The organism is Streptomyces sp. NPDC054813 (assembly GCF_053611365.1).
Window position 1 is genome coordinate 154270 of sequence record NZ_JBSHAF010000005.1, and the last position, 24015, is coordinate 178284.

A 24015-nucleotide genomic window follows, 5' to 3' on the forward strand; every position below is an offset into this window, starting at 1 on the left:
GCGTGGGGGGGGGTGCGTCCTCGCTGCCCCCGCCCCGCCCCCCCGCCGCGCGCCGGGGGTGGCCACTCTTTGTGCCGGGGGGGGCTGCGCGAGCTGCAACAGGGCCGCCTCCGCGACCGGTTCCGCCACCCCGAAGCCCTCGCCCGGCACCGGCACGGGCTTCCCGGCGACCGCCCCCGCACCCCCGGCCACCACCCCCGCAGCCCGTGTCCGGCCGGCCGGGCGAACCCGGTCCGGGTGCCGTCCCGGGACAGCACCGGGTGGGCGATCTTGTAGCCGGTCGGCGGCTCAGTCGGCCGCTCCTCAGCGACCCCGAGAGCGACGATTTAGCATCTCTAAGACGTACTCCACAGAAGAATTAAGTTGAGCTAAGCAGTTGCGCTGCCGAGACTACCCCCATGACGAACCCACCCGGCACCGCCCGCTCGCCCCGCCCCTCCCGTCCCTTCGGCCGCACCCTCTGCGCGATGGTCACGCCGTTCACCGAAGCGGGGGCGCTCGACCTCGACGGCGCCAGGCGGCTGGCCGCGCAGCTGGTGGCGGAGGGCTGTGACGGGCTGGTGCTGAACGGCACCACCGGCGAGTCGCCGACCACCACGGACGCCGAGAAGGCGGAGTTGATCACGGCCGTCCGGGAGGCGGTGGGCGCGGACGTGTCGATCGTGACGGGCGTGGGCACCGCCGACACCCGGCACACCGTGGAGCTGGCGCTGGCGGCCGAGAAGGCGGGCGCGGACGGCGTCCTGGTGGTGTCGCCGTACTACAGCAGGCCGCCGCAGGACGCGCTGGAGGCGCACTTCCTGGAGGTGGCGGAGGCGACCGGGCTACCGGTGATGCTGTACGACATCCCGGGCCGCACCGGCACCCGTATCGAGCCGGAGACGCTGATCCGGCTCGCCGCGCACCCCGCGATCGTGGCCGTGAAGGACTGTTCGTACGACTTCCTCGGCACCCAGAAGGTGCTGGCGCGCACGGAGCTGGCGTACTACGCGGGCAGCGACGAGCACATCCTCGCCCTGTACGCGGTGGGCGCCGCGGGCTGTGTCAGCACGGTCGCGAACGTGGTGCCGGGCCGGGTCGCCGCGATCCTCGACGCGTTCGACGCCGGTGACACCGCCCGCGCCGCCGAACTGCAGCGGCGGGCCACGCCGTTGATCGAGGCGATGACGGCCGCGGGCCTGCCGGGCACGGTCACGTCGAAGGCGCTGCTCACCGCGCTCGGCCGGCCGGCGGGGCCGGTACGGGCCCCGCTGCGGTCCGCCGGCCGGGAGGCGGCCGACGGACTGCGGGCGGTGTACGAGGAACTCGTGGCCGGCTGATCAGCGGCGGGCGAAGACGGGCTGCCACGCCTTCAGGGCGTCGTACATCTCCTTCTGGACTCCGCTCAGCGGCACGATCTTGTCGCTGCCGATCGTCACGAGCACCAGCCGGGCCCGGTACAGCTCGTCCAGGCCGCTGGCCCGCTCCCAGGCGATGAGCCGCCGGTCGTCGGCCCAGGCGAGCAGGTCGCCGCCGCGGACCTTGGTGATCTCCTTGCCGCTGCGGGGGTCGCGGATCGAGGAGTACGACTTCCCGGGGGCGACCTCCTTGGTCAGACCGAGCGCGGCGAGCCGGCCGTTCGGGGACAGCCGTGCGCCGACGTCCGTCCGCAGGTACCGCTCGTCGGCCGGGGCGGCGATCCTGCCGCCGTCGAGGTCGTAGAACTGCTGCTTGCCGTCCCGGTCGCCGATGACCTGCGCGTACACCTGATCGCCGGTGCGGCTGTAGGAGAAGTCCGCGCGCGTGGGGGTGTCGCGGTCGGACACGACCCTGGTCCAGGTGGCCTTGCCGGAGGCCACGTCGATGTCGTAGAAGCCGGTCCGGCTCGATGTGGCGAACGCGGGTCCCCAGTCCCAGCCGCCCTTGAAGCTCTGGACCTTGGCGCGCGCATCGGGGTTCTCGTCGTACGTCGTCGCCAGCAGCCTGGTCCCGTCGTACGAGAAGGCGAGTCCGCCGACCCCGTGCTCGACCGGGATCCACCGCTCGACCTTCCTCGTGGCGAGGTCGAGCAGGCCGATCCGGCGGACGGGCAGGGTCTGCTCCAGCACGGCGGCCGTCCGCAGGCCCGGCGCGACGGCGACGAAGGCCCACCGGGAGTCCTTCACGTAGGTGCCGGTCCCCGGGTCGAGCAGCCGGTACGTGCGTACGCCGATGCCCTTGTCGTCCGTCAGCGGCACGGTCCGCCAGGTGTAGTACGCGGCGAGCGCCGTCTGCCCGGCCGCGATGAGCTCGCGCGGCGGCGACTGGTCCGGGTGGCCGGTGATCCCGTTCCGCTGCACGACCCCGGACGGACGCACATCGCTTTTCCCGGAGTCCAGCAGCGGCACCGCCACCGCGACGGCGATCACGGCCGCCGTCGCGGCGGCCGCGGAGGCGAGCCTGCGAGTACGGCGGCGCCGGCGGACGGCCAGCACCCGGTCGGCGAAGCCCGGTCCCGCCGTCGATTGTTCGGCGGCCTGTTCGCGCAGGGTGTCCCGGAGGAGTTCCTCGACGTTCACGGCCGCACCTCCATGGGTGAGTAGTCACGGGACGGCGGCTGTGCGCGGCCGGCGTCCGGGGCGAGGGCGACCAGTTCGGGTGCGAGGACGCGCAGCCGGGCCAGGGAGCGGTGGGTGGTGGAGCGGACGGTGCCGACGGAGCAGCCGAGCAGCCGGGCCACGTCGGCCTCCGGCAGGTCCTCGAAGTAGCGCAGGACCAGCACCGTGCGCTGGCGGGCGGTGAGCCGGGACAGCGCCGTGCGCAGGACGAGGCGGAGCTCGGCGGCGGACGCGGTGTCGGGGGCCGGTGGGCTCTCCGGGGGTTCGGCGACGCTGAGTTCGCGCCGGCGCCACTTCAGGCGCCAGCGGCCGATCTGCTGCCGATAGAGGACCTGCCGTACATAGGCCTCGGGCTCGTCGATGCGGTGCCAGCGGCCCGCCGCCTTGATCAGGGCGTTCTGCAGCAGGTCCTCGGCCGCGTGCCGGTCACCGCCGGTCAGCAGCACGGCCGTCCTCAGCAGCGCAGAGGACCGACCGTCCACGAACTCCCGGAAGCTCTCCTGCAGTTCCGCATCCATCGTCACCTTCTCTTCCCCCGGGCCCACCTCGTGTCCGGGCCCTGTAACCGTGGTGACGCGTGTGGAGCGGCCCCACTATGCCTGTCCGGCGCGAGCAATATTCACCACCGCCGCGCGCCCCCGCTGTCGTACGTTGTCCGCGTGAGCCGCCCCCTGCTGTTCCTGGACGTCGACGGCCCCCTCAACCCGTACGCGGCACAGCCCGAGCGGCGCCCCGAGGGCTATACGACGATCCGGGCGACCGTCCGCCCCGGGCGCCCCCTGCGGGTGTGGCTGAACCCGTCCCACGGCCCCGCACTGCTCGCCCTCGGCTACGAGCTGTGCTGGGCGACCACCTGGATGGCCGAGGCCAACCGCTGGATCGCCCCGGTCGTCGGCCTGCCCGAGCTGCCCTACGTCGACTTCGGCAAGGGACTGCTGGCGGAGCGGCCCGACGGCGTCCACTGGAAGACGGAGGCGATCGTCTCGTACACCGAGGGGCGGCCGTTCGCCTGGGTGGACGACGAGCAGAGCCCGCCGGACACGCGGTACGTCCGCGCCCACCACCCCGGCCCCGCCCTGCTGCACCACGTCGACCCCCGGATCGGCCTGCGAGAGGGCGACTTCGCCGCGCTGGCGGAGTTCCGGGGATCCCTGCCCCAGGACGACTGAGCGCCCTCCCGCCCGGGGCCGGAGAGCGCTCTTCCCGAGAAACCGGGCGGGTCAGTTGTGGCTGGTCTGATTGCGATGCAGGTCAAGGGGTCAACTTGCCCCTTGGGCCGTATCGGGGCCGTCTCCGGTGCTCTCCGGATCCCGGAAGACCCGGTCGACGGCGGCCCGAGTGCGTGCCTCGCTGTTCGGCATCAGGTGCGTGTACGTCCGGAGGGTGAAGCTCGGGTCGTGGTGACCGAGGTACTCGCTCAGAGCCTTGATGCTCTCCCCCGCGTCCAGGAGCACGGAGGCGTAGAAGTGACGGAGGGCATGCATGCCGTTCTCACGGCCGAGGGGTATGCCGGCGGAAGTCAGCGCCGGACGCCATACGGACCGGTTGAAGCGGAACCGGTGGAGAGACTGACTCCGGGCGTTGACGAACAGCAGCGACGCCGTGACCGGTGGGCCGTCCGGGGTCTTCCAAGGCAACGTGACCTCTACCGGCGGGTGCTTCGTGATGTGTGCCGCCAGCGCGAAGGAGACCGTCTCGGGGAGTGGCACGTGACGCTCTTTGCCACCCTTGGGCGGACCGTAGATCGCCTGTACTCCCCGGATGAGTTTGATCTGTCGGACGACGCGCACAGTCCCGCCGAGGAAGTCGATGTCGTCAAGGGCCAGGCCGAAGATCTCGCCCTGACGGAGTCCGCAGCCTGCCCCCAGGGACGGGAGTGTCTTTTTCTTGGCTCTGTTCTGTAGTCGGTGGTGACTGTGCGTTCTCCTTATTGCAGAAGGATGCGGTGACGGAGGAGGTCGAATCCTGCTCGGCCGTGCATCTGCCGCATGATCTTCTTGGTTCGGGTGTTGACGCCCTCGGTCCGGCCGTTGTGGTGGGGCAGGGTGAGGCCGGCGTTCACGGCGGCGCGGTCGAGTTCGAGGCCGTTGCAGAAGCTGTGCAGGTGGGGCAGGCCAGCGGTGCGGACTGTGGCGATCCACTGGGTGAGCTTGTCGTCGTTGGCCTGGGCCGGGGTCAGGAACGCGGCGAACTCGCCGGTGAGTCGGGCGAGTTCGGTCATCTCCGGGCACGCCGCGATGAGGAGGCCGAGCAGGTCGGTGTCCTTGGTCCACAGGTGCTCGGGGTGGGTGAGCAGGAGCCGAGCGACGCGGCGGGGGGTTGTCACGGGGCGGTCGCCTTCGGCGCGGCCCTGATTGAGGTAGCGGACCAGCAGGTTGGCACTGCCGGTATAGCCCAGTTCCCTGATCTCGTGCAGGAGGTGCGTGACGGGAACGGCCGGGTTGTCGGACCGGCGTCGGCGCAGGTGGTCGCGGTAGGGATCGACAAGGGTGGGCCGGTAGCGGGGGGCGATGCGATCCGCGGGCGGTTCAGGGATGCGGGCGTAGCGCTTGACGGTATTCAGGGCGAGGTTCAGTCTGCGGGAGCAGTCGAGCAGGCCGACGCCGGAGTCGAGGAGGGCGTGGACTTTATGCCAGCGCTCGCGGGTGGTCTGCTCGCGGACGCCGCCGGGCCGGGGCGGGTTGACGGTGGCCCAGCAGGGGGCGTGGGCGCGGACCTCGGCCAGAACTTTGTCGCACAGGTTCCGCCACAGATGCCAGCGGTCGCTGACCTGCACCGCGTCGGGCAGGGCCCGGCGGATTGCCTCGGCGTAGGTGGCCGAGCCGTCCCGGCACACGACTTCGATCCCTTTGTGTCCGCGCAGCCACGCCTCCAATGTGGGGGCTTCGCGGTCGGGCAGGACATCGACGCGTTCCCCGGTCTCGGCATCGATGATGATCGTGGCGTAGCGGTGACGGCGGCGCAGGGCGAAGTCATCGACCCCGATCACCCTCGGGATCCGCAGCGTCGGCGGGGGGATTCCCCGCAGCACCCGCAGGGCGGTGGCGAACGATACGGGCACGGCCAGTAACCGGGTGAGCCGGGCGGCCGCCCGGCCGCATAACTCCTTAACCACGCCCGAGACCTGGCTGGTCAGACGCGTGGTGCGGCGCTGAAGTCGCTCGATCAGCCCAGGGACTTGCTCGCGGAAGGTCTGCCGCCGACAGCCCAGGACCGGGCAGACCAGACGTCGTACCCGGACGTTGACCACGACCCGGCGGCCATCGACCGGCACATCCGCAACGGTCCGGACGTGGTATCCGTGCACCTTCCCCGTCGGGACCCCGCACATCGGGCAGGGAAAGGGAACATCCGGGTCCGGGCCAAGACCCGGATCATCTCGCCGGCGTCCGCCACATCCTCGATGACCAGCGCCGAGAGCCCTGAAAACACCGTTGCCGCAAGGGAGTTGATATCTCGCATACAACGTCAACGACGCCCGTCACCAGCCGTCACCACCGACTACGGAACAGAGCCATCTTTAGGACAGTCCCCCGACCGTCCGTGAACGCAGGTGATCGGCCCTGTACGCGGCACTGCGAGGCACCAACACAGTTGGAAAGCGTGTTGGTGGGCAGCCTTCCCCCGTGGACGCATGGGGGACCCTTCTGGCAACCGCCACTGGTGCGGCAATCGCCCTGCTGGGGCAGTACCTAAGCAAGCGTAGTGAGGCACGTGCCAGGACTGTGGAGTTGCTGATGGAGGCGTGCGCTCACGTGGCGGCTTCCAGCGGAGATCTCCTCAACCGGGTCTGGGAAGAGCGCGTGTTGAACCTTGAAGGCCGGGTGGTCGACTGGGACTTGGCCAGCCATCGTCTGGCGACTGCCCGTATACAGATCCTGTCCCAGGATGCTGGCCTATTGACCGCACTACGAGAGGTCAATGAGGCTGGCCAGGCTCTGGGAGCGTACTGGCGCCGGGGAAACGCGGAGGAGACCGAGTACCAATCCCGACGGGACCGGTACCGCACGGCGTTGCACGGGTTCGTCGAGCACAGCAGCCGTGTCGTCGGGAAGCATCTGGAGCGTCCGTAGGCGACGCGCCGCACCACAACCGCACCAGATCGAGCGGGGGACAGCGGGGAACCACGGTGAAAGCAGCCCAGCCCGATGAGGCCGCAGACCAGCCGTTCGCCCAGGTCAGCGCCCGAACCGGCCCCAAATGCCCACAGCTTCCCAAGCTGAGGGCTTCAGTCGGATGTCCGGCGTACTGTCGCTTGCCTGCTGTCCAGCGCGTCACTGATCTCCCGAAGGCGTCCCCCGGGCAGAGCAAAGACGTTGCCGGGGTTTCGGTATGAGTGTCCACCGTCGCTGATCCAGACGCCGTCTGCCAGTCTCCAGTGAGCAGGTGCCCATTGGCCCTGGTTCTCCAGGAGCATGCCCGCCACTTCGGCAGGCTCTTCGATCAAGGTGAGAGCGGCGAGAGCGGTAGTCAGGGTGGCGGCCGCGTCGTCGGGAAGTCGCGCATCGCCGAGTGTCGGAAAGAGCAGCAAGAGCCGCGAATCGGGGTCGGCAATGCCCTCTGTGGCCGGCTGTCGGGCAGCAGACAGCAACTCCGGCCAGGCCATACCGGGTCCCATGAAGTGACCGTCATCCACGGCAAGGTATTCCGCTGCGGACCAGGCTGGGTGATGTATCAGGTAGTCCACCCCGTGGTCACCCTCGATGTTGCGGTAGACGGCGTGAATGGTGTGCCCCGAGGACAGCGGCACGCTGAACACCGGCCACTCCCGCTCGGAGGACAGCCTGCGATACAGCTCCATGGCCGCGTCCCAGTCAGCACCGAACGCAGCTCGCTGCGCGTCCTCACCCTGCAACGAAGTGCCAAGATGCACGGGCCAGAACAGCGGATCATTGAGGTAGGCACTGTCCTGGACCAGAGGGCCCGGGCCCTCTTCGTATCCCGGGATCCTGAGCACGTGAGGATGATGGCACGAAGGACGGACACGGCCTCCGGGCTCGCGGTTCGGCCGTTCCGTCTCGTTCACCATCGTTCGCCGACGTTCAGCCGAGACCAGAAGACCGCTCCCGTCCACGGGCCAGCGCCCCTGAACCCAGGTGAGCGACCCTGCACGCACCCCAGCTCTCTAACACCACAGTTTGAAAGCGTGCGTCGGCTCGCTCGTGGTCGGCCGATACGGTGTGGGCGCGTTGTCAGAGGCTGGTGGCATCGTGCCCGCATGGACACGCTCTTTGATTTTCCCGAACTGGAGACACACGAAGAAGCCGTCATTGCTCGCTATCGGCTGAGCGATGACCAATACGGCTCGCGTGCCGAGCGGGAAACGATCTTCGCCGCTGAGCGCACCATGACGGCCGCCGTCGAAGAGGCGCGAGTCGGTGAAGTGGATGGGAATGAGTTCGGCGGAGGCGAAGCCGTGCTGTACGCCTATGGGGCGGATGCGGAGGCGCTCTTCAAGGTGATGGAGCCGGCCCTTCGCGGTGTGCCGTTCAGGCCGGCCCACGTCGTGCTGCGGCAGGGGAGCCGGGAGACGGAGACACGAGTGGATCTGTGATGCGGTACAGCAACGAAGTACAGCAACCCCAGCAACCGCCAGCACCCAACACTGACCGCCACGCTCTTCCCCGCAGCCTGTATGACCTCTAATAACCGACCTCTCCAGAGCTACGGATCAGAAGGTCTAGTGCCGTGACCGGAGAGGTTCACCGAGGTCTCGTGGTCTGCGGGTGCGTGAGTCACCGCTGCTCCCCGGCTTCGGCTGGTCGCAGGGCTGAGCGACCTCGTTTGCGTGGTTGTAATCAGCTTGCTGCCCGCCCCGGCGGGCGGGCAGGGTCTGGATCATGCTTGAACTACGCCCTTTGGAATCAGACGACTGGCCCCTTTGGCGGGAGTTGCGACTGGCCGCGCTTGCTGAGGCGCCCTACGCGTTCGGATCGACGCTGGCCCAGTGGCAGGGCTCCGGCGACCGAGAGGAACGCTGGCGTGCCCGTCTGTCGATTCCTGGCGCGCACGATCTCGTCGCGCTCCTAGACGGCCTTCCGGTGGGCATGGCCAGCGGAGTGCCGGGCGAGGGAGCAGGGAACGTGGAGTTGATCTCGATGTGGGTCAACCCAACGGCTCGGGGCAAGGGCGTGGGCGACTACCTGATCCAGGCGGTCGAGCGGTGGGGGGCGGAGCGCGGCGCCACGACCTTGCGGTTGTCCGTCATGCCGGACAACCGCAAGGCGACCGCGCTCTATGAGCGGCACGGTTTCACGGACACGGGTGAGCCCGGCGATCTTCTGCCCGATGGCGTTGGCAGGGAGCGGGTCATGGCGAAGAGCCTGGCCGCTGTCTGATCTCCACATCCGGGTACGGCGGGATCCCTCACTTGGTCAGGCTGCGGCGGCGAGGGGGCGTCCGCCCCAGTGAATGCCCTTCTCGCTGCGGATGCGGGCGCGTTCGCGAGGCTGTGCCGCCAGGACGTCGGGGTGGCGGGGGTTCTGGTTGCGCTAGCGCAGACAGGACGCAGGTCTGGTCCCGGTCAGGGGGTAGTAACCTCCGTCTACTAACTGTCTGCGCTCTTGATGGTACGAAGAGTGGATTTGGTATCGGTCTGTGGGGACAGACCGGGTTGGGGGGCTCGATGCTGTATCGGTTCAATTCGCCGCCAGGTTGGCCGGCACCGCCTCCTGGGTGGATGCCGCCCCCCGGCTGGCATCCGGACCCGTCGTGGCCACCGCCGCCGCCAGGTTGGCAGCTTTGGGTGCCCGACACGACCGGTAGCGTGAGTCCCATTGAGGCCAGCACTGGCTTCGCGCAACAGCGTGAGCAAGTCACGAGTGTCCAGGACGCGCCAACTGCGCCGCCCGGCTCGAACACCGACCGGGCCGCTGTACCCCTACAGTCACCCGTGCCCCAGGCTCGCCGAGGTGGTCTGTTCGGCAGACGTCGCCGTGACGAGGCCCAAGAGGTCGAACAACTGCGAGGGTGGATAGCGAGCACGCAGGGCATGGACACCGTCCAGGTCCTCGGCGCCCTGCGTATGGCGCGCGAGAAAGCCACCGCTTTGCGCGAAGCTGCGGAAGCTGAAGCGGAGGAGATCCGTCAAAGCGCCCGGGAAGAAGTGAAGAGGGAGAAGGAGGAAGCGAAGAAGGCTTCCAAGGACGCTGACCGTGCCCGGAAGGAAGCGGAGAAGATTCGGCAGGACACCTATCAGGCCAGCAGCCGACTTGCCGAAGTCCAGGCTCAGGTTGTCACCACCGACGAAACGGCGATGCTCCAGCAGGTCGGAATCTACGCCTACCAACACCAGTTGCAGGATGCCATTGCCTACCGCACTCGATTGGACTCGCTACAGGCCGAGATCAAGAACCTTGCGCGGACGGATCAAGCGGTACTCGCAGTTCAGCACTGGACGGTCAACGGTTCTGCCAGCGCCGGGCGCAAGATGGTACGGGACTTCTCGAAGCTCATGCTCAGGGCATACAACGCCGAGGCGGACTACGCTGTGCGGACCATGCGCCCCCATCGTCTGAGCTCGCTCATCGACCGGCTGTACAAGAGTCGGGAGACCATTGCCAAGCTCGGCGCCACCATGCAGATCCGCATCTCCGATGCCTACCACGACGCCCGCGTGCGTGAGCTGCAGCTGACTGCGGACTTCCTGCAGAAGAAGGAGGAGGAGAAGGAAGCTCAACGGGAGATCCGAGCACGCGAGAAGGAAGAGGCCGCTGCGCAGCGGGAGTTGGACCGCGAGCGGGAGAAGCTCCAGAAAGAGCTGAGTCACTACCAGGTCGCTTTGGAGCGGCTCCGGGAACGTGGGGACGCCGATGCCGTAGCGGAGATGGAAGCCAAACTCGCAGAGATCGAGGAGGCCCTTAGTTCCGTCGAGGCACGTGCCGCCAACGTCCGCGCCGGGTACGTGTACGTGATCTCCAACATCGGTGCCTTCGGCGAGCGGATGGTCAAGATTGGGATGACGCGGCGGCTGGAACCATTGGAGCGCGTCTACGAGCTGAGCGGTGCATCAGTGCCGTACCGGTTCGATGTCCATGCACTGATCTTCAGCAAGGACGCGGTCGGTCTGGAGTCCCAGCTGCACCAGGAGTTCGCGGACCAACGAGTCAACCGCGTCAACGCACGAAAGGAGTTCTTCCGCGTCACCCCGGCCCAGGTGCGCGATGCCCTCCAACGGTACGCCGGCCAGCACCTCGTCGAGTTCACGGAAGAGCCTCAGGCTCTGGAATGGCGTGCCAGCCAAGCGAGCTGATCCGTCCAATCCAGCCAGAAGGAACCGGCGTGTCAATCGAGCCGCCGGTTCCCTCAACCACAGCCGTTTCTGCGCACTGCCGGCTCCGCACCACAACCGCACCAGATCGAGCGGGGAACAGCGGGGAGCCACGGTGAAAGCAAGCGCCACCAACGCGGCAACAACCCGGCCGTTTACCCAGCTCAGCGGGCAAGTTGATCACGAATGACCGCAGCTTCCCAAGCTGATAGCGCGCCGGAGTGCGCCCACGTGCACCAACAGGGGCTGTCTGCGCCTTGTCTGTCGGCAGGAGACCGGCCACGGTTCCTAGAAGCTTCAGGAACTGCGGGGCGAGACCCGGAGGAGGCAGCGGCGTGGCGACGTGTGGCGCACCGAACAAGTCAGGGGGGCGGTGCCGGCGGAAGGTGGTGACCGGCACGTCTCGGTGTCCGGTTCATCAAGGGCCCTGGTCCGCATACGGCGTGGCTCAGCGCAAGGAGAAGGAAGCCAAGGCGAAGAAGCGCTCTATCCGCAAGAAGCGCTGACCGTGGCTGACATCCACAGGTGACATCAACGGCACCGGACGTGGGCACCCATGCACGGCCCAGCACATACGCCCAGATCGAGCAGCGACCCTGCCGGGCCGTACTCGGATCGAACTCCTAAAGCGGTGCTCCGAGAGCGCCGGAGCCTCATCAGCAGTGGTCGCTACGCTCGGACTCGTGACCGAAGCCGCCCGACTCATAGCGAACCACCGAGTCCACGTCGTACCCGTTGTGCTGGCCCTGGCCAATCCATCCTGGCAGCGAGACGTCTGGCTCGACCCGTCGACATTCGAAGATCTGGACCACGTCTTCCACACACTCTTCGACGACTTCTGCGACGCCGACGAGCCAGAGCGGTACCTCGGCGTCAGCCTTCGAAGTGACGAAGAGGTCGTCCTCATGCGAGAGCTCGGTGCCGCGCTCAACGCTGCGGCAGCCGAGGCGCCCAACGACACCAACGCGGAGCATCTCCAGTCATCTGCCTGGCCAGACGTCGTGGCCATCGCCGGGCGCCTCGCTCAAGTCATGGTCACGAACGACCTACGAGAACTTGCCACGCTGCTTGAGGACGCGGCCAGACCCGTGCCAGATCGGGCGGGGAACCACGGGGAACAGCGGGGAGCAGGCCGGCGGAGACTCAGGCTCCGACACGGCATCGCCACAGGTCGGTTCGGCGACCTCCCGCAAACGCCCTTAGCTTCCCAAGGTGAGGTTCCCTCGTGAAGACGGGTCTTGCTGTCAGACCTGCGCTGTACGGTCCGCTCCATGGCAGAGAGACCGACGACGAACTGGCGCAGTGGCATAGCCAAGGAGGCCGCGGAGCTTGCCGCCGGCACCCTGGATCCCGACTGCGCGTGCATGGTCGAGTTGTTCCCCGAAGAGCTCTTGCTGGAGACCGATGCCGTCCTCGACGTGTTCGAGGCCGAGTTGCCCACGCTCACCGAAGGAGACGACGCACGGATCTTCGCTGCAGTGGAGCGCGTCATCCTGGCCCTGAACGCCGTGAACGAGGCTCACGACGAGGGCGCCTTCGAAACCGATGAGCGCGAGCAGTTGTGCGCCTACATCGATGAGGCGCTTACCGAGCAGGGAGTCGACGTCGCGGCCCTGACCGCCAGGCACGGGCTCGGCCGGCACGAGCTCACGGACCGGTGGCGGGACTGGTGAGCGACCCCTCGTCGTGAGAGATCAGGGTCGACTGTGGCCAGCGAGAGGAGTGTCTACGATCGCGCGATGAGCTACGACATCTACTTCTTGAGCCGACGCGACGGGCAGTCCTGGGATGAGGTCCTGGAGGCGATGGAAGACGCGGCCGAGCACAGCGAGCCGATCCCTGCCCGCCTCCTTGAAGCTTGGGAACGCATAGTCCCGCAGGCCCGGCTGCTGCTGGGCGAAGTGGACATCACGGAGTACGAACAGGAGTCGCGAGACCTCAGCCACTCGGGCACCGGCATCGACCTGTCCGTCTTCGGTGACGAGGTAAGCATCACCGTGCCCTACTGGCATGCAGGGGAAGACGCTGCGGTCGTGCTCGGCAAGGTCTTCGCCCTTTCAGCCATCGTCGAGAAGGAAACGGGGCTGACTGCCTACGACCCCCAGACGGAACGTCCGCTGGCGGAGATACAACCGCAAGGCGCGATAGGGCTGATGTCGAGGATCACCGAGGATTTGCGCAGCCGCTACGGTGGTTGACCAACCGCCGACGGAGGCGTGGCGGAGGCCGGTAAGGGGTACCACGAGGCACACGCGCGCCTGATCGGTCGGCGAACCCGCCATCGTGGCGGACTGTCATCGGCTCAGGTACAGGCCCTAACGATTCTCCGGCTCTGTTCAGTGCGAAGGCGTGAAGCCGCCGGACAGGTCGAGGCGGAACGCGGTGCCCGGAACCGTCGGAGTCCAACCCTCGCGCAGGGCAAGCCGAACCGATGCGGCAACACCGGAGGGCAGCACAGGGTCGGCCTCGCGACCGATCCAGTTGCTCGGATGTGGCTGGTCGGTGGTGACCACCAGCGTCGCCCCCGGGGTGTCCGCATGCTCGACCGCGAACGTGCACGGCGACCATGCCAGGCCCTGGAAGTACGTCGGCCTACCTCGCAGCCGCCAGCGGTAGACCATGCCGTCGACCACGATCCGTCGTGACCCCTTGCGGACCAGTCCCATGCCCCTCCTCGACACCAAGGATGCTAGCGAGCCCGGCCCCGCTGTCCGTCTCAGTTTCCGTCTCATTCCGCGCCGTTCACGGCCGTTCAGACGAGACCGAAGGCGGTAGCCGGACCCACGACCAGCCGTCGATGAACGCAGGTGAACGGCCCCGTCCGATGCCCCAGACCCCACCAACACAGTTGGAAAGCGTGCGTCGGCTCGGGTATGGACGGCTGGCACGGTCTGGGCGCGTTGTCAGAGGCTGGTGGCATCGTGCCCGCATGGACACCCTCTTTCACATGCCCGAACCGGAGACACCGGAAGAAGCCGTCATTGCTCACTACCGGCTGACCGACGACCAGTACGGATTGCGTGCCGAGCGGGAGGCAATCTTTCACGCTGAGCGCACCATGACGGCCGCCGTCGAAGACGGCGGGAGTCGGTGAAGTGGACGGGAACGAGTTCGGCGGAGGCGAAGCCGTGCTGTACGCCTACGAGCTCGTAACACGATCATGAGCGGGCCCTTTTGAGGCGTCGCCAGCAGATCAGACTGCAGGCCAGAGAGACGAAAGCGTCGTGGAGTTCGGTGCGGCGTTCCCATCGAACGGCGAGTCGTTCGAAGTGGTGGAGCAGGGCAAAGGTCTGCTCTACGACGTAACGGCGCTTGCCCATGCCCTGGATGTTCGGGGCGCCCTTGCGGGAGATGACAGGCAGGATCCGCCGCTTGCGGAGCTCTTCGCGGTTCGGATGGGAGTCGTAGCCCTTGTCTCCGAGCAGGGCCTGTGGGCGTCTGCCGGGACGCCCGGCCACCGGCGGGATGCCGTCGACCAGGGCGAGGGTCTGGGTGACGTCGTTCACGTTGGCCGCGGTAGTGATGACCTTGAGCGGAGTTCCGCGTCCGTCGCAGATCAGGTGGTGTTTGCTGCCCGTCTTGCGCCGGTCGACCGGCGACGGACCGGTGTCGGAACCCCCTATTTCGCGCGGACGTGCGAGCCGTCCACGCAGGCCCGTGACCAGTCGAGTTGGCCGGCCGCGTTCAGCTCGGCGAGCAGGATGCGGTGCAGCTGGTCGAAGACTCCTGCCTGCTGCCACCGCTCCAGGCGGCGCCAGCAGGTCTGTCCGGAGCCGAACCCTAGTTCCAGCGGCAGGAGTTGCCAGGCTATGTCGTTATAGAGGACGTAGAGGATGCCCTGGAGGCAACGCCGGTCTGCCACCGGACGCGGACCCGGCGACTGCTCGGGCCAGGGCGGCAACAGCGGTTCGATCAGCGCCCACAAGTCGTCGTCCACGATCCACGGTCGAGTACTCACAGCATCACGAACGGCCGAATCATCAGACCGGTCCCGCCCGACCAGCGCACCTCAACAAGATCGTGTTATGAGCTCTAATCGATGTCATACAGGGATGCGTGCCAAAAAGCTCTGATTCTGCTGCGGAGTGGTCATCCACTCCTCCATGATGAGCTCCGCTCCTACGTCCGGTACTTGGAGGACCGATGTCAGAAGCGGAACCTCAGCCCCCGAGTCTCAGCGAGATGCGGTTGTGGATCGACCGATTGAGGCGAGATTACGAGTCCGCCGCCCTCCAAGGTCGGGTTCCGTTGTCGCGGCGGGAGCAGCGGGCCTTCCGCAGGCGGCTGCAAGAACTGCGAAGGACATGCGAGGGCGAGGCTCACGGCCAAGGCGCTGACCGGCTGAGGGAGTTACTTGCGTGCGGCGTCATCCGGTACGGATTGGGAGAGGTTTCCCCGCGGGCGGGAAGGTTGCCCGAACAGGTCGCCGTCGACTTCGCTACCTTCGCTCTGTGGCCCATCGTCGAGGCCCCGAAGCTGCCGGAGGACTGGGCTGAGGCGCTCCAGCGCATCACATCCGAACCGGTGGCGCGGATCGTGATGCACGCAAGAGTGTCTCGCCATCAGGGTTCTCCTATGACTGTCATGCAGTTCAGCCGCGCCCTGGCCGCAGTTCCCGTCGCGGCTGGAATTCTGGCGCTTCTGCACGATCTAAACGATCCCCGCCGGGGCGGTTCGGCTCTCACCGCAGTGTCGTTGGCCCACAACGGATCCCGTCCGCCGCTCGGTTCGTCGGCGAAGACGTTGGCGCTGTGGACGCTGGCCGCTGCGGCCTCCGGAATCGTGGGAGACAAAGCTGACGCGGAAGTCACTGGTTTCTGGGACTGGATGGTGGCGAACGTGACGGATTCTCATCACTCGGCAGGTTCCTCCCACAGCTCTGGGGACGGACCAGACATGTCCAACCAGGGATCTCATCACAAAAATAATCAGGGGGAAGGACTCGTAAAGATGATCGAGAATTTCTTTCACGGGAACTGAACGTACGGAGATTGACCGCACATCATGTGACGACAGAAATGAGTGGTGAGCTGTGCACGGAGTTGAGAATTATCTTCTAGGCGCCGTCATTTTGGGTGTCGCCTCACTGGTGCTCAATCTGATTCTAATTTTACTGTCATTCGGCAACATGCGCGCCATCCTGTTTCTGCGGAAAGTGAGAGCGATCCTAGCTGACGTCCCCGGGGCTGTTCCTCTGAGCTGCATAAATGGCAGAGTATCGGCCGTCACGCTGAACACAGCGACCAACCGAGAGGAGGAGACGTATATTTATACTGGCGTGCTGACCTGGAGTAATGGCACACGCCTCACCTCGCGAGTGCGAAAGCAGGCGAAGCGGCAGTATTCCATGCGTGTTGGCATGTTTGCATTCCTCTTCGTTCCTCTGACCCTGATCGGGATATGGCTGCTGCTCTGGGTGGATGTGAAGGGTGGGTTGATTATTTTGGCTCTTCTGATATTTCATCAGTTCGTCCCGTTTAAGATCTGGATGTACCCAGGGCTTGGCGAGCTCCTGGAAAGAGAATGACAAACGAGAATGTGAAAATGATGGCAGATCGCCTGGCTGGGAAATCCGGGAGGTGTACCCAGCCAGGATTGGTGGTGGACCTGACGGCTTGCTGGTTTAAGATGCAAGGTTACGGGGCGGATGCGAAGGCGCTCTTCAAGGTGATGGAGCCGACCCTTCGCGGTCTGCCGTTCAGGCCGGCTCACGTCGTGCTGCGGCAGGGGAGCCAGGAGACGGAGACCCGAGTGGATCTGTGATGCGGTCCAGCAACCCCAGCAACCGTCAACACCCAGCATCGACCGTCCCGCCCCTCTCGGCAGCCGCATGACCTCCAATGACCGATCTCTACACAGCGACGGATCAGAAGGTGTACAGGGTGGGACGCCCCGGCCTCTTGAGGGTCGTCCCACCCTGGTCTCAGCTCCATCCACTCAGTCGGCGCAAGGATCTCTGCGCTGCGGGCGTTACAAGCCGGATTCCGTCTCCTCGTCCGAATCGGCCGTATGGCGGTTTCCGCGGCTGGTGGCCACGCGCAGCACGTCTCGCAATGCCCCGGCCAACTGAGCGGCGATAAGGCTCAACTCCTCCCCATTCGCTGTCTCGTCATCGAGTACCGGAGTCGCTTGCTCCAGGAGTTCGGATGCCATGCCGAGCTGTATCGCCTCGATGTGGTCCGCAAGGCGGGACATGAAGCCTTCCGCGTCATCGGTGCTCAGGTAGCACGGCTTACCCCCAGGCCCCGCCCAGGGAAGAAGCCTCAGCCCGTTCTGTGCCGTCATGTCTACGCGCCGGCCTCTCGATAGTCGGTGTCGGATGTCGACGAACCACCGAGCCTCCAGTTGCTCTCCGCTTCAACTCCCTGAGAGCCGAGGTCAGGCACCGTGTGGCACGAGCAGTCGCACGCCTCGTAGATCAGCGGAACGTCGATCGGCGCCAAAGCCGGAGAAGACTCAGCGCACTCGTGGTGCGTGCCGACACGGCAGGCAGTCGAGCGGTAGGCGGACGGTCGAGGCGTCAGGGCCGTGCAGTTGCTGTCGAGGAAGCATCAGCCAACTCCCAGAAAGACCGACCGAGTGTTCGCCGACGCGTTGGTGACCGCAACATCCATCGGGTGGCGCCGTACTCGCTTCTCCCCGACCAGCACGTACGGGCGTACGAGCGCCACGTCCTCGCCTCTCAGCAGGTAGTGGTGACTCGTCCAGCGGCGGACCAGTCCGAGAGCGACCGTCGGCCTGTCAACGGGTGAAGAGGAGGCAGGGGCACTCAACGGCCGGGACGGCGCTAAGCGGCGGCGGTGCCTGCCCTTGGGGACGTACCGCGCCCTGGTGCGGGCGACGGCGCGGCGGATACGGTTGAGCACGCTGAATCAGCTCCTATCGCTGTGGCTCGGTCCCCCGGCATCGCCCGCCGTGGGGACCGCTTTGCGGACGACCGCCCAGAGCGTGCGGCCGTTCAGACTGGTGGCGTGGAGACCGAAGCGATCGGCCTCGGCCACCACCTCCAGGACCTCCCTCCACGACTCGGTGGAGAGCGATTCCGGTAACTCCGCTTCGACCGACGTGAAGCCGGCGCGTTCCTCCACGCGCGTGGGGAGCCCGACGGCGGACAGCCGGGCGGCGATGGCTGCCGCGCTAACTCCCGAAGCGGGCACAGGGCAGCCTCCGTCACCAGCGATCACTTTCAGTGAAGCTAGTTAACTAGATTAGAGCTAGTGGACTAGATTTTCCATATGTCTGAGCAGCCGCCTTACCTCCGCATCGCCGACGAACTCCGGCGGCGGATCGCGGAGCACGTGTGGGAGCCGGGGGACCGCCTCCCCTCCCGCGCGCAGATCGGCCAGGAGTGCGGCGTGGGCGAGAACGTCGTCCGCCGCGCGCAGGAACTGCTGATCTCACAGGGCGTGCTGGAAGGGCGAGCCGGATCAGGTACGTACGTTGCCGAGCCACGGCAACGCGTGCGGGTCGTCCGGTCCTCGGCGCGCGAGCAGCCCCACGGGTCGCCGTTCCGCGCGGACATGAAGGCCCTCGGTAAGCAAGGGGACTGGGAGAGCCGGACCGACGCCAAGGTGCCCGCCCCCGCCGACATCGCCGCACGGCTGGGCATCGCCGAAGGCGACCTGTGCGTACGGACCTCGTACGAGTTCCTGGCCGACGGCAGGCCCGTGCAGCTCTCCACGAGCTGGGAGCCCTACGACCTCACCGCCGGCACCCTCGTCGTCCTCCCCGAAGGCGGCCCGCACGCCGGGACAGGCGTCGTCAACCGCATGGCCGCCATCGGGATCACCGTCAGCCACACCGTGGAGCAGCCCGAGCCCCGGCAGGCCACCGCCGAGGAAGCCTCACTCCTCGGCATCCAGAAGGCCGCTCTCGTCACCCACATCCGGCGGACCTACTACAGCGACCAGGGACGCCCCGTCGAGACCGCGGACATCATCGTGCCCGCCGCCCACTGCGAGATCGTCTACGAGATCCCCATCCATCGATAACCCGCAGCCCCGCCGAAGCCGACAAGTTCGCTGCTGCTCCAGTGGATGCTGATGGTGGCTCGGAGTGGGAAGAGACAGGCCGGTGTCCGCCCGGGAAAGCACGTGAGCGCCCTCCCCCGGGCCGTCCTCGGGCCGTGGAAGGGCGCTCAGTGATGACCAACGTCGACAACTGCCGACAGCTCAGCAGCAGGTCAGAGCGGTGATCGATTAGGCGGCCGCAGGTCACGGCCGCCGATGGTCAGTTGTGGCTGTGCAGGATCTCGTTCAGGCCGCCCCAGACCGCGTTGTTCGGGCGGGCCTCGACGGTGCCGGTGACCGAGTTGCGGCGGAAGAGGATGTTGGAGGCGCCGCTCAGCTCGCGGGCCTTGACGATCTGGCCGTCGGGCATGGTGACCCGGGTGCCCGCGGTGACGTACAGGCCGGCCTCGACCACGCACTCGTCGCCGAGCGCGATGCCGACGCCCGCCTCGGCGCCGACCAGGCAGCGCTCGCCGATGGCGATGATCACGTTGCCGCCGCCGGACAGCGTGCCCATGGTGGAGGCGCCGCCGCCGATGTCCGAGCCGTTGCCGACCACGACACCGGCCGAGATACGGCCCTCGACCATCGAGGTGCCGAGCGTGCCGGCGTTGAAGTTGACGAAGCCCTCATGCATGACGGTCGTGCCCTCGGAGAGGTGCGCACCGAGGCGTACCCGGTCGGCGTCGGCGATGCGCACGCCCTTCGGGACGACGTAGTCGGTCATCCGCGGGAACTTGTCGATCGAGGTCACCTGGAGGTGCAGGCCCTCGGCGCGGGCGTTCAGCCGGACCTGCTCGATCTCGTCGACGGCGACCGGGCCGAGGGAGGTCCAGGCGACGTTGGCGAGGAAGCCGAACTGGCCCTCCAGGCTCAGGCCGTGCGGCTTGACCAGGCGGTGCGAGAGCAGGTGCAGACGCAGGTAGACGTCGTGCGCGTCGATCGGCTTCTCGTCGATCGAGGCGATGACCGTGCGGACCGCGAGGACCTCGACGTTGCGGCGGGGGTCCGGGCCGATCGCCTTGGCCGCTCCCTCGCCGAGGAGTTCCACGGCCTGCTCGGCGGAGAGCGTCTCGGTGCCGGCCGGGCCGGGCTCGGCGACCAGCGCGGGGGCGGGGAACCAGGTGTCGAGAACGGTGCCGTCGGCGGCGATGGTGGCGAGCCCGGCGGCCACGGCGCCGGTGGGACGAAGAGCAGTCGTGTCGGTCATGAGGGCAACCTAACCGGCCGGGGGCCAGGGAGGCGAACCAGCGTGCGGGGCGTCTCGGGGGGCGGGCCGTGAAGACGCGCCGGGCGGCCCGCACTCCCCCGTGGTGCGGGCCGCCCGGGATCGGGGAGTTGGGTCAGGGGCGCTCGCCGGCCTTGTCCACCACCGCCATCGTGACCAGTTCGTCGGTGTCGACGACCTTGCCGTCCATGAACTGGCGCCAGCCCACGACGTGGTAGGTCCGCGGGTCGATCAGCGTCTGTTTCACCAGACTGGGCCTGCGCTCGGCCTTGTTCTGGGGCAGGTCCGGGTCGTCCACGGCGAGGTAGTTCGTCAGGGCGACGGCCTTACGGCCGGTGACCGTGCCGACCAGGTGGTCGGTGACGTTCCCCTCGACCAGGAGCGCAAGGGCGCGGTACAGCGAGGCCAGCCCCGCGGGCGGCATGAATCTATAACGGAGGAGGGTACTGATCTCCATGTAGTCGTCCCACGCCTGGCCCCCGGCCCCCTTCATTCCATCGTTGCTGATGGCGTTCCAGTCACGGAGTGCCCGCAGCGTCCCCTCGCCGTCGGCCGGCAGTGCGGCCACGAACCGGTACACAGCACGCGGCGATGGGTACACATCCAGCTCCTTGCCCCCTGGATTTGCCGGGCCGACGGTGAGCCTGGGATCGTCGGCCGCCGGGTAATAGGCCCGCAGTTCGCCGTCGTACCGGGCCCAGCGCTCGCTTGACTCTCCGTCGGGGACCGGCACCACGTTCGTGTAGATCCACTGCTTCCCGGTGGGCTCGGTGGCCGCCGGCTGCTTGTCCAGCGCGTCGGCCGCCCGTTCCAGGAAGTCGTGCGCGCTCATCCCCTTCAGGTCGATGTCCGGCGTCGCGGGCCGCACCCTGCGTGCCGTGCCGCCCCCGCCCACCAGCAGGGCGGCGGTGACGGCGACGGCGGTCACCGCGGCCACGACCGCGACGATCACGAACTCCCGCCGCCACCACCCGGCCCGGCGCCGCTCCCCGGCCCGTACCGCGTCGGTCAGCAGGGCACGCCCCGCCGCCAGCCGGGCCCGGTCGGGCACCGGCGCGTGGGCGCGCAGCGCGCGCACCTCGGTCATCTCGTCCATCGCTATACCACCTCCGCGGTGTCGCCCACGAATGCCGGATCGGCGCCCAGCGCCGTACGTACCTTGCGCCGCGCCCGGTTGAGCCGGGAGCGGACCGTGCCGACCGGGATGTCCAGCGCCTCGGCGACCTCCTGGTAGGTGAGGTCGGCCCAGGCGACGAGCAGCAGGACGTGCCGGTCGCCCGCCGTCAGTGCGGCGAGGGCGCCGGCGAGCGGGCCCTGCGCGTCGATCCGGTTGTCGGTGTGTTCGACCCAGGACTCGCTCCAGGACTCGGCGAGGGGGTCGTGCCCGGTGCGGGCCAGCGCCTTGAGCGCCCGCACCTCGGCCCGGCGTTGCTTGCCGATCAGGTTGCCCGCGATGCCGTACAGCCAGGGGCGCGCGTTGGGGCGCCTGAGGTCGTAGCGGGAGCGGATCCGGAAGGCGACGAGGAAGGTGTCCGCGGTGATGTCGTCGGCGGCGGTGTCGCCGAGCCTGCGCGCCGCGTACCGGTGGATGTCGGGCGCGTAGCGATCGTAGAGCCGGGCGAAGAGCTCCGGTTGTTCCAGTGACTGGGCGACGGTCTCCGCGTCGTCCCCCGCCTGTGCCGTGGCCGGCGGCGGTCCGCTCACGAGGGCTCCCCCTGGTTCGTCGGTGCGTGCGTGTCACCCCTTGTTCCCCGATGGCCGCCGGAGGGTTCACGGTGCCCCGGCCGGCTCGGCGGGAAGGGGAGCGGCAGACGCGTTCCGCTCAGGGAATCACGCGCCCCAGCACCTCCCGCGCGTACCCCTCGTCGTACGGCGTCCCCGTCAGCAGCACCTGCAGACAGATCCCGTCCATCAGCGCGACCAGTGCCCGCGCCGTGACCGGGTCGGTGCGCCGTGCCAGCCGTTCGGCGAGGTCGTCGGCCCACTCGGCGGCGACGGGGCGCAGGGCGGGGCGGCGCAGGGCGGCGAGGTAGAGCTCGTACTCCAGCTCCACCGCGGTACGGTCCCCGTTCAGCCAGTCGCCGAGAATCCGGGCGAGGGCGGTGGCGAGGTCCGCCGAGGAGTCGTCCAGTCCGCCGCGCGAGGCGATCGCCTTGGCGAAGCCCTCGTTGGCCTGCCGCAGCGCGGCGACCATCAGCTCGTCGAGGGTCTTGAAGTGGTACGTCGTCGAGCCGAGCGGTACGTCCGCCGCGGCGGCGACGGAGCGATGGGAGAGCCCGGCGAGCCCCTTCGCCCCCACCACGCGGATCGCCGCCTCGATGATCCGCTGCCGGCGTTCGGGGTCGTAACGGCGTGGCATCAGTGCGCGCCTCCCAGGTTCAGGACCACCACTCCGCCGATGATGAGCACGATCCCGGCGACCTTGACCGGGCTCAGCCCCTCCCCGAACAGCAGCAGGCCGAGCACGGCGATGGCCGCGGTGCCGACTCCGGACCAGATCGCGTACGCCGTGCCGATCGACACGGTCTTCAGCGTCGCGGCCAGGAGCAGGAACGACACCGCGTATCCCAGTGCCGTCACCAGTGAGGGCCAGAGTCTGCTGAAGCCCTCGCTGTACTTCATCGCCGTCGTCGCGGCGACCTCGGCGGCTATGGCGCCGGCGAGCGTCAGGTATCCCATGTGTACGAGTGTACGCACCGTTGTGTACGACCGTACACAACGGTCGCGCCGCAGCGCGCCCCACGACAGGGCGCCGAGATCCGCGCTTGAACTCCCGTAACGCCACACGAAGATGTTTAACTCTCATAGAAACCGCTAGCTGAAACGGCTCCCCGCGGCCACACGACTCCACTAGTGTGTGCACCTCGGTGATCCACCAGTGCTTCACCTTTCACCCACCCCACCCTCACACCCCCGGCTGCCGCTGCCTTGGCGCCGCTGGAGGAAACGCGCATGCCAGAAACCACCCCCAAACCCCCGCCGCATCCCTCCTGGGAGAACGGCTGGGCCCCCGACACCTCCCGGGCTCCCGGAACGCGAAGACTCTGGCTGGCCGGCACGCTGGCGATCGCCACGGTCGTCGCCTGCGTCACCGCGATAGCCGTCAGCAGCAACACTCCTGACCAGGCGTCGGCCCCGCCTCCCTCGCCGGCCGACGCGGCCCTCGACCGCGGCCCCGGCCTCCTCTCCTTCGCCTCGCCGACGGCGACGGGACCGGCCACCCCCGCGAAGGACAAGTCGGGCATGCTGACGACTTCGCCGACCTCGTCCGCCTCCGCGCCGGCGTCGGCCGCGGCGCCCGGCACCACTCCGAAGACCTCGCCGTCCAGCGCGAAGCCCACCAAGTCCACGCCTTCCAAGGGCAGTTCGGGTGGTTCGGGCGGCTCCACACCGCAGTCCCCCACCCACAGGTCGGTCCGCTCGGTCAACTACCCGGACCGCTACTGGCAGGTGAGCGACGGCTATGTGAAGCTCGACCCGGTCCGTGGCTCGGAGTCCCGCGAGGACTCCACGTTCACCGTCGTCAAGGGCCTCGCGAACAGCTCCTGTTACTCGTTCAGGACGTCCGACGGGAAGTACCTGCGCCACCGGAACTTCGTGCTGCGCGCCGACCGCAGCGACGGCTCGTCCCTCTTCCACCAGGACGCCACCTTCTGCGCCCGGACCTCGGCCTACTCCGGCGCGGTCATGCTGGAGTCGGTGAACTACCCCGGCCGTTTCCTGCGCCACCAGAACTTCCAGCTGAAACTGGTCTCCTACCAGAACAGCGACCTCTACCGCGCGGACTCCGCGTTCCGCCTGGTGGACCCCCTGGCCTGAACACGCGAAAGCGGGGGGGGGGGGGGCGGGGCGGCGGCCGGCCGCGGGCCCGCGCGCCGGGCTGGGGCGCGGAGTGATCGAGCCCGCGCGCGCCGCGCGCCCGCGGGGGGTGGT

General features: G+C 67.9%; 27 protein-coding genes and 3 pseudogenes. 15 read left to right on the forward strand and 15 right to left on the reverse strand.

The genetic code is table 11. From position 1 onward, the window contains the following. The first annotated feature begins 398 nt into the window (after positions 1-398). On the forward strand, positions 399-1319 hold the full coding sequence (dapA, locus tag ACWGJB_RS11580; RefSeq protein ID WP_453379999.1) for a 4-hydroxy-tetrahydrodipicolinate synthase: 921 nt from the start codon (positions 399-401) through the stop codon (positions 1317-1319). Here the strand turns inward: dapA and ACWGJB_RS11585 are convergent, their stop codons facing one another. After that, positions 1320-2537 carry a WD40 repeat domain-containing protein gene (locus tag ACWGJB_RS11585; protein ID WP_453380000.1) on the reverse strand — a complete coding sequence of 406 codons (1218 nt, stop codon included), beginning with the start codon at positions 2535-2537 and terminating at the stop codon, positions 1320-1322. Then, positions 2534-3094, reverse strand: a complete 561-nt coding sequence (locus ACWGJB_RS11590; protein ID WP_453380001.1) for a SigE family RNA polymerase sigma factor — start codon at positions 3092-3094, stop codon at positions 2534-2536. The genes ACWGJB_RS11585 and ACWGJB_RS11590 overlap by 4 nt, the downstream gene beginning before the upstream one ends. Before the next feature lie 141 nt (positions 3095-3235). Between ACWGJB_RS11590 and ACWGJB_RS11595 the strand changes: the two genes are divergently transcribed. Next, positions 3236-3745: a hypothetical protein gene (locus tag ACWGJB_RS11595; protein WP_453380002.1), complete on the forward strand. Its 510-nt coding sequence runs from the start codon at positions 3236-3238 to the stop codon at positions 3743-3745. 90 nt (positions 3746-3835) lie between these two features. Here ACWGJB_RS11595 and ACWGJB_RS11600 read toward each other — a convergent pair. Together ACWGJB_RS11600 and ACWGJB_RS11605 are read right to left on the reverse strand one after the other, a co-directional pair. After that, a pseudogene (locus tag ACWGJB_RS11600) lies at positions 3836-4549 on the reverse strand (tyrosine-type recombinase/integrase); the annotation flags it as partial. Then, positions 4504-6038 (reverse strand): annotated as a pseudogene (locus ACWGJB_RS11605) (ISL3 family transposase). The pseudogenes ACWGJB_RS11605 and ACWGJB_RS11600, both read right to left, overlap by 46 nt. 164 nt (positions 6039-6202) lie before the next feature. Between ACWGJB_RS11605 and ACWGJB_RS11610 the strand changes: the two are divergent. Continuing rightward, a complete protein-coding gene (locus ACWGJB_RS11610) occupies positions 6203-6649 on the forward strand; it encodes a hypothetical protein (RefSeq protein WP_453380003.1) in 447 nt (148 codons plus the stop codon). Between the two features lie 155 nt (positions 6650-6804). On the opposite strand, the gene ACWGJB_RS11615 is transcribed toward ACWGJB_RS11610, so the two are convergent. Next, a complete protein-coding gene (locus ACWGJB_RS11615; RefSeq protein WP_453380004.1) occupies positions 6805-7533 on the reverse strand; it encodes a hypothetical protein in 729 nt (242 codons plus the stop codon). Positions 7534-7794: 261 nt separating this feature from the next. On the opposite strand from ACWGJB_RS11615, the gene ACWGJB_RS11620 reads away from it, so the two are divergent. Then, the gene (locus ACWGJB_RS11620; RefSeq protein WP_453380005.1) at positions 7795-8130 is read left to right on the forward strand and encodes a hypothetical protein; all 336 of its coding nucleotides are present in this window, start codon (positions 7795-7797) and stop codon (positions 8128-8130) included. Between the two features lie 286 nt (positions 8131-8416). Continuing rightward, on the forward strand, positions 8417-8914 hold the full coding sequence (locus ACWGJB_RS11625) for an N-acetyltransferase family protein (RefSeq protein ID WP_453380006.1): 498 nt from the start codon (positions 8417-8419) through the stop codon (positions 8912-8914). A 36-nt stretch (positions 8915-8950) separates the two neighbouring features. Here the strand turns inward: ACWGJB_RS11625 and ACWGJB_RS11630 are convergent. Continuing rightward, a pseudogene (locus ACWGJB_RS11630) lies at positions 8951-9067 on the reverse strand (IS630 family transposase); the annotation flags it as partial. Positions 9068-9567: 500 nt separating this feature from the next. Here ACWGJB_RS11630 and ACWGJB_RS11635 point away from each other — a divergent pair. The 4 genes from ACWGJB_RS11635 to ACWGJB_RS11650 all read left to right on the forward strand — a co-directional run bounded on the left by ACWGJB_RS11635 (position 9568) and on the right by ACWGJB_RS11650 (position 13043). Continuing rightward, the gene (locus ACWGJB_RS11635; RefSeq protein WP_453380007.1) at positions 9568-10827 is read left to right on the forward strand and encodes a DUF4041 domain-containing protein; all 1260 of its coding nucleotides are present in this window, start codon (positions 9568-9570) and stop codon (positions 10825-10827) included. Between the two features lie 701 nt (positions 10828-11528). Continuing rightward, on the forward strand, positions 11529-12074 hold the full coding sequence (locus ACWGJB_RS11640) for an SCO4402 family protein (RefSeq protein ID WP_453380008.1): 546 nt from the start codon (positions 11529-11531) through the stop codon (positions 12072-12074). A 42-nt stretch (positions 12075-12116) separates the two neighbouring features. Further along, a complete protein-coding gene (locus ACWGJB_RS11645; RefSeq protein ID WP_453380009.1) occupies positions 12117-12518 on the forward strand; it encodes a hypothetical protein in 402 nt (133 codons plus the stop codon). Between the two features lie 66 nt (positions 12519-12584). After that, on the forward strand, positions 12585-13043 hold the full coding sequence (locus tag ACWGJB_RS11650) for a hypothetical protein (protein ID WP_453380010.1): 459 nt from the start codon (positions 12585-12587) through the stop codon (positions 13041-13043). Between the two features lie 138 nt (positions 13044-13181). On the opposite strand, the gene ACWGJB_RS11655 is transcribed toward ACWGJB_RS11650, so the two are convergent. Then, positions 13182-13511 carry a hypothetical protein gene (locus tag ACWGJB_RS11655; protein ID WP_453380011.1) on the reverse strand — a complete coding sequence of 110 codons (330 nt, stop codon included), beginning with the start codon at positions 13509-13511 and terminating at the stop codon, positions 13182-13184. A gap of 263 nt (positions 13512-13774) precedes the next feature. Here ACWGJB_RS11655 and ACWGJB_RS11660 point away from each other — a divergent pair, with 263 nt between their 5' ends. Further along, positions 13775-13939, forward strand: a complete 165-nt coding sequence (locus ACWGJB_RS11660; RefSeq protein ID WP_453380012.1) for a hypothetical protein — start codon at positions 13775-13777, stop codon at positions 13937-13939. Positions 13940-14003: 64 nt separating this feature from the next. On the opposite strand, the gene ACWGJB_RS11665 is transcribed toward ACWGJB_RS11660, so the two are convergent. Beyond that, positions 14004-14785, reverse strand: a protein-coding gene (locus tag ACWGJB_RS11665) for an IS5 family transposase (protein ID WP_453380274.1) whose coding sequence is annotated in 2 segments (ribosomal slippage) — positions 14004-14465 and positions 14468-14785 — 780 coding nt in all. Because the reading frame shifts where the segments join, the coding sequence is not laid out codon by codon here. Between the two features lie 470 nt (positions 14786-15255). Here ACWGJB_RS11665 and ACWGJB_RS11670 point away from each other — a divergent pair. From ACWGJB_RS11670 to ACWGJB_RS11680, 3 genes are read left to right on the forward strand one after another with little or no spacing between them, the layout of a single operon-like run. Next, the gene (locus ACWGJB_RS11670; protein WP_453380013.1) at positions 15256-15825 is read left to right on the forward strand and encodes a hypothetical protein; all 570 of its coding nucleotides are present in this window, start codon (positions 15256-15258) and stop codon (positions 15823-15825) included. A gap of 52 nt (positions 15826-15877) precedes the next feature. Then, positions 15878-16372 carry a hypothetical protein gene (locus ACWGJB_RS11675; RefSeq protein ID WP_453380014.1) on the forward strand — a complete coding sequence of 165 codons (495 nt, stop codon included), beginning with the start codon at positions 15878-15880 and terminating at the stop codon, positions 16370-16372. Further along, the gene (locus ACWGJB_RS11680) at positions 16369-16608 is read left to right on the forward strand and encodes a hypothetical protein (RefSeq protein ID WP_453380015.1); all 240 of its coding nucleotides are present in this window, start codon (positions 16369-16371) and stop codon (positions 16606-16608) included. The genes ACWGJB_RS11675 and ACWGJB_RS11680 overlap by 4 nt, the downstream gene beginning before the upstream one ends. 207 nt (positions 16609-16815) lie before the next feature. Here the strand turns inward: ACWGJB_RS11680 and ACWGJB_RS11685 are convergent, their stop codons facing one another. Then, positions 16816-17130, reverse strand: a complete 315-nt coding sequence (locus ACWGJB_RS11685; protein WP_453380016.1) for a hypothetical protein — start codon at positions 17128-17130, stop codon at positions 16816-16818. A gap of 587 nt (positions 17131-17717) precedes the next feature. Beyond that, positions 17718-18002 carry a hypothetical protein gene (locus ACWGJB_RS11690; RefSeq protein WP_453380017.1) on the reverse strand — a complete coding sequence of 95 codons (285 nt, stop codon included), beginning with the start codon at positions 18000-18002 and terminating at the stop codon, positions 17718-17720. A gap of 78 nt (positions 18003-18080) precedes the next feature. Between ACWGJB_RS11690 and ACWGJB_RS11695 the strand changes: the two genes are divergently transcribed. Beyond that, complete coding sequence (locus tag ACWGJB_RS11695) at positions 18081-18836, forward strand: GntR family transcriptional regulator (protein ID WP_453380018.1); 756 nt, start codon at positions 18081-18083, stop codon at positions 18834-18836. Positions 18837-19074: 238 nt separating this feature from the next. Here ACWGJB_RS11695 and dapD read toward each other — a convergent pair whose 3' ends face one another. The 5 genes from dapD to ACWGJB_RS11720 all read right to left on the reverse strand — a co-directional run bounded on the left by dapD (position 19075) and on the right by ACWGJB_RS11720 (position 22761). Continuing rightward, complete coding sequence (gene dapD, locus ACWGJB_RS11700) at positions 19075-20064, reverse strand: 2,3,4,5-tetrahydropyridine-2,6-dicarboxylate N-succinyltransferase (RefSeq protein ID WP_453380019.1); 990 nt, start codon at positions 20062-20064, stop codon at positions 19075-19077. Between the two features lie 133 nt (positions 20065-20197). Further along, the gene (locus ACWGJB_RS11705; protein WP_453380020.1) at positions 20198-21178 is read right to left on the reverse strand and encodes a CU044_5270 family protein; all 981 of its coding nucleotides are present in this window, start codon (positions 21176-21178) and stop codon (positions 20198-20200) included. A gap of 2 nt (positions 21179-21180) precedes the next feature. After that, entirely contained in the window at positions 21181-21786 is a 606-nt protein-coding gene (locus ACWGJB_RS11710; protein ID WP_453380021.1) for an RNA polymerase sigma factor, read from the reverse strand. Positions 21787-21904: 118 nt separating this feature from the next. Continuing rightward, positions 21905-22441 carry a TetR/AcrR family transcriptional regulator gene (locus ACWGJB_RS11715; RefSeq protein ID WP_453380022.1) on the reverse strand — a complete coding sequence of 179 codons (537 nt, stop codon included), beginning with the start codon at positions 22439-22441 and terminating at the stop codon, positions 21905-21907. Then, positions 22441-22761, reverse strand: coding sequence for a DMT family transporter (locus ACWGJB_RS11720; protein WP_453380023.1), 321 nt, complete (start codon positions 22759-22761; stop codon positions 22441-22443). The genes ACWGJB_RS11715 and ACWGJB_RS11720 overlap by 1 nt, the downstream gene beginning before the upstream one ends. Before the next feature lie 273 nt (positions 22762-23034). Here ACWGJB_RS11720 and ACWGJB_RS11725 point away from each other — a divergent pair, with 273 nt between their 5' ends. Then, the gene (locus ACWGJB_RS11725) at positions 23035-23901 is read left to right on the forward strand and encodes an AbfB domain-containing protein (RefSeq protein WP_453380024.1); all 867 of its coding nucleotides are present in this window, start codon (positions 23035-23037) and stop codon (positions 23899-23901) included. Positions 23902-24015 lie beyond the last annotated feature (114 nt).